Origin of the sequence: Pseudomonas emilianonis (genome assembly GCF_023072625.1) — a bacterium.
GTDB classification, from domain to species: Bacteria; Pseudomonadota; Gammaproteobacteria; order Pseudomonadales; family Pseudomonadaceae; genus Aquipseudomonas; species Aquipseudomonas paraveronii.
On the sequence record NZ_JAKNRV010000425.1, the window covers coordinates 1 to 3,988 of the forward strand.

Sequence of the window (3,988 nt, forward strand, 5' to 3'; positions counted from 1 at the left end):
GGCATGCGCGTGGCCGACGACGCCGAGCTGCAGCGCCTGCGCACGCGCCTGGCGATGGTGTTCCAGCACTTCAACCTGTGGAGCCACATGAGCGTGCTGGAAAACATCACCATGGCCCCGCGCCGGGTGCTGGGCTGCAGTAAGAAAGACGCCGAGGAGCGTGCCCGTCGTTACCTGGACAAAGTCGGCCTGCCGGCCCGCGTGGCCGATCAATACCCGGCGTTTCTCTCCGGTGGCCAGCAGCAACGCGTGGCCATCGCCCGCGCCTTGGCGATGGAGCCGGAGGTGATGCTGTTCGACGAACCCACCTCGGCCCTCGACCCGGAGCTGGTGGGCGAAGTGCTGAAGGTGATCCAGGGCCTGGCCGAGGAAGGCCGCACCATGATCATGGTGACCCACGAGATGAGCTTTGCGCGCAAGGTGTCGAGCCAGGTGCTGTTCCTGCACAAGGGCTTGGTGGAAGAGCAAGGCACGCCAGAAGATGTGCTGGGCAACCCGAAGAGTGAGCGCCTGCAACAATTCCTGAGTGGCAATTTGAAGTAAATTTTTGCTGAGCGTTACCGCAAACGCCCTGCTCGCTCCCCAGCCCCGCCTGAGCGCGCTGAGGGCCTGCCGAGCCGACGCATGAGCTTGATCGCGGCAAAACCCGCAAGCGGCCTGCTGCCGGTGTTTGGGGCCTTTGCTGGGGATATTCAGTGGAACAGGACGACCAACGGCGAACTTTTGAGATCGGACACCAAGAAGCATGACCAGTCGGTTGGAGAACTGACCACTTCCCTACCTGCAGGCATCAGGCGATCGGCGCGGGCGGCGGCTCGTCCGGAAGGGTCGGTTCGCCAGGCTCGCGAGGTTCGGTAGGGTCCGGGAAATCGGGGTCAGGTTGACCGGGGATACCGCCCGCATAGGCAGGGTCGGCCATCAGGGACCAGGCCAGAACACCAATCTGGTTGGGTTCAAGCCGGGCGAGTTCGGCGCTGATTCGCGGGTCGATCTTCATAAGGTACTCCTCAAGCGTGGCTCGGCGCGTTTTGCACGCACCGAGGCAGTACACCCAATAGAGTCACTTTCCCCAGACTAATTCCCTTTGCGCGTAGGACGTTTCAATCAGGCGCGTGGCAAGGTGACGCCGCGCTGGCCCTGGTACTTGCCGCCACGGTCTTTGTAGGACACTTCACAGGCCTCATCGGACTGCAGGAACAGCATCTGCGCCACGCCTTCGTTGGCGTAGATCTTCGCCGGCAGGGTGGTGGTGTTGGAGAATTCCAGGGTGACGTGGCCTTCCCACTCTGGCTCAAGCGGCGTTACGTTGACGATAATGCCACAGCGCGCATAAGTGCTTTTACCCAGGCAGATGGTCAGCACGTCGCGGGGAATGCGGAAAAATTCCACGGTGCGCGCCAGGGCGAAGGAGTTGGGCGGGATGATGCACACGTCGCTCTTGACGTCGACGAAGCTCTTTTCGTCGAAGTTTTTCGGATCGACGGTGGCCGAGTTGATGTTGGTGAACACCTTGAATTCATCGGCACAACGCACGTCGTAGCCGTAGCTGGAAACACCATACGAAATCACACGATCAGCGCCTTCACCACGGATCTGGCGCTCAACGAACGGTTCGATCATGCCGTGCTCTTGCGCCATGCGGCGAATCCACTTGTCCGATTTGATGCTCATGGCGGGTGTCCTGAATAGCGAGGTGGAAAAATTCTGTTGGGCATCTTACCGGGGTGGGCGTTGGGGTTCAAAGGGCGTGGGGCTTTTGTTAATGAATGTCTTGATCAATGCCCGCCTTGTATAAGCCGCAGCCAGCGGGGCCGGGCCCCAAATCGGCGTTCGCAATCAACGTAAATACCACCGCCAGTCACGAAAATAGAGAAACCTTCGGAAATACCATTGGCACGTTCCGGAAAAAGGGTTAAGGTGGCGCCACTGTGCTGCTTGTGTCACTGAGAATCTCTACACGATATGTTGAATTTCGATCCAACCATCTCCAAGAATTTTTCCTGCTCTTTGCACTCAGTCTCGGCCAGGGCTTTTCCTGAGTCGCAGTTAACTTTGTCCAAGGAGATACACCATGTCTAATCGCCAAACTGGTACCGTTAAGTGGTTCAACGATGAAAAAGGCTTCGGCTTCATCACTCCACAATCCGGTGACGACCTGTTCGTTCACTTCAAAGCTATCCAATCCGACGGCTTCAAAAGCCTGAAAGAAGGCCAACAGGTTTCTTTCATCGCTACCCGCGGTCAGAAAGGCATGCAAGCTGAAGAAGTTCAAGTTATCTAACTTGTACTGACTTAGTCGAAAGAACCCCGCCCTTAAAAGCGGGGTTTTTTTATGCCTGGGATTTGGGCATACATAAATAATGTGGGAGGGGGCTTGCCCCCAATAGCGGTGGGTCAGTCGATACATCCAGTGACTGAACCACCGCCATCGGGGGCAAGCCCACTCCCACATTCAAACTGCGTCGTTTATTGGAACAACGACTCACTCGACAAGCCATTCTTCTCCAGGATCTCACGCAAGCGCTTGAGCCCTTCTACCTGGATCTGGCGCACCCGCTCACGGGTCAGGCCGATCTCCTGGCCTACATCCTCCAGGGTACTGCTCTCATGGCCGCGCAGGCCGAAGCGGCGAATCACCACCTCGCGCTGTTTGTCTGTAAGTTCCGAAAGCCACTGGTCAATGCTTTGGGAAAGATCATCGTCCTGCAACAGCTCACAAGGATCCGTCGGGCGATCATCCGTCAGGGTGTCCAGCAGGGTTTTATCCGAATCCGGGCCCAGCGAGACGTCGACCGAGGACACGCGCTCGTTAAGACCGAGCATGCGCTTGACCTCGCCTACCGGCTTTTCCAGCAGGTTGGCGATTTCTTCGGGCGAGGGTTCATGATCGAGTTTTTGGGTCAGCTCACGCGCAGCCCGCAGGTAGACGTTGAGCTCCTTGACCACATGGATCGGCAACCGGATCGTGCGGGTCTGATTCATGATCGCCCGTTCGATGGTCTGACGAATCCACCAGGTGGCGTAGGTTGAGAAGCGGAAGCCCCGCTCAGGGTCAAACTTCTCCACCGCCCGAATCAAGCCGAGGTTGCCCTCCTCGATCAGGTCCAACAGGGACAGCCCACGATTGACGTAGCGTCGGGCGATTTTCACCACCAGGCGCAGGTTGCTTTCAATCATGCGCTTGCGCCCAGCCGGATCGCCCTTTTGCGACAAGCGCGCAAAATGGACTTCTTCTTCGGGAGTCAGCAGAGGAGAAAAGCCGATTTCATTGAGGTACAGCTGGGTCGCATCGAGCGCCCGCGTGTAGTCAATGTACTTGTGCTGTTTTAACGCAGTGGAGTTCTTGGATTTGGTGCGAACTGAAGGTACAGCTGATCCCTCATTCGACATCGATTCCGTAGCGATGCCGGTCTCCATAAGGAGAACCTCATCGTCGATGTCAAACTCCGGCGCTTCTTTACTGAGAGCCATTGTTATAGTCCTTTGGTGAGTTCGACCTCAAGCTCAAGCGACGCCTTTATCCTTGGCAACGCTGGAGCCTGTTCCTTCTACGCGAGGGAACAGGCTGGCAACACATCAACGACGGGGTAGAAATTGCAGCGGATCTACAGGCTTCCCTTGGCGGCGAATCTCAAAGTGCAGTTTCACCCGGTCTGTACCAGTTGACCCCATTTCGGCAATTGTCTGTCCGACTTTGACCTGCTGCCCCTCCCGAACCAACAGCCTACGGTTGTGGCCGTAAGCACTGACGTAGGTATCGCTGTGTTTGATGATGACCAGCTCGCCGTAGCCCCGCAAACCACTCCCGGCGTACACCACTGTCCCATCAGACGCAGCTAAAACAGGCTGTCCCAAATCCCCGGCGATATCAATGCCTTTATTCAAACTACCGTTTGAGGAGAATTTTCCAATTAATACACCGTTTGAAGGCCATCCCCAACCGCTCGGTGCAGGCCCCGCAGGCGGCAGTGGCGCGGCTGCCGGCTTG

6 protein-coding genes are annotated in these 3,988 nt (G+C 57.3%); 2 read left to right on the forward strand and 4 right to left on the reverse strand.

Annotated elements, in window-relative coordinates; all coding sequences use genetic code 11:
- The coding region (locus L9Z73_RS26730) for an ATP-binding cassette domain-containing protein (protein ID WP_247407566.1) at positions 1-543 on the forward strand (543 nt) is incomplete at its 5' end.
- 247 nt (positions 544-790) lie between these two features.
- On the opposite strand, the gene L9Z73_RS26735 is transcribed toward L9Z73_RS26730, so the two are convergent.
- Positions 791-997, reverse strand: a complete 207-nt coding sequence (locus L9Z73_RS26735) for a hypothetical protein (RefSeq protein ID WP_247407568.1) — start codon at positions 995-997, stop codon at positions 791-793.
- Positions 998-1,104: 107 nt separating this feature from the next.
- On the reverse strand, positions 1,105-1,671 hold the full coding sequence (dcd, locus tag L9Z73_RS26740) for a dCTP deaminase (RefSeq protein WP_058412395.1): 567 nt from the start codon (positions 1,669-1,671) through the stop codon (positions 1,105-1,107).
- A 400-nt stretch (positions 1,672-2,071) separates the two neighbouring features.
- On the opposite strand from dcd, the gene L9Z73_RS26745 reads away from it, so the two are divergent.
- Positions 2,072-2,281, forward strand: a complete 210-nt coding sequence (locus tag L9Z73_RS26745) for a cold-shock protein (RefSeq protein WP_002554837.1) — start codon at positions 2,072-2,074, stop codon at positions 2,279-2,281.
- A gap of 185 nt (positions 2,282-2,466) precedes the next feature.
- Here L9Z73_RS26745 and rpoS read toward each other — a convergent pair whose 3' ends face one another.
- Together rpoS and L9Z73_RS26755 are read right to left on the reverse strand one after the other, a co-directional pair.
- On the reverse strand, positions 2,467-3,471 hold the full coding sequence (gene rpoS, locus L9Z73_RS26750) for an RNA polymerase sigma factor RpoS (protein WP_247407571.1): 1,005 nt from the start codon (positions 3,469-3,471) through the stop codon (positions 2,467-2,469).
- A gap of 105 nt (positions 3,472-3,576) precedes the next feature.
- Positions 3,577-3,988, reverse strand: a 412-nt coding sequence (locus L9Z73_RS26755) for a peptidoglycan DD-metalloendopeptidase family protein (protein WP_247407573.1), incomplete at its 5' end; no start/stop codon positions are given.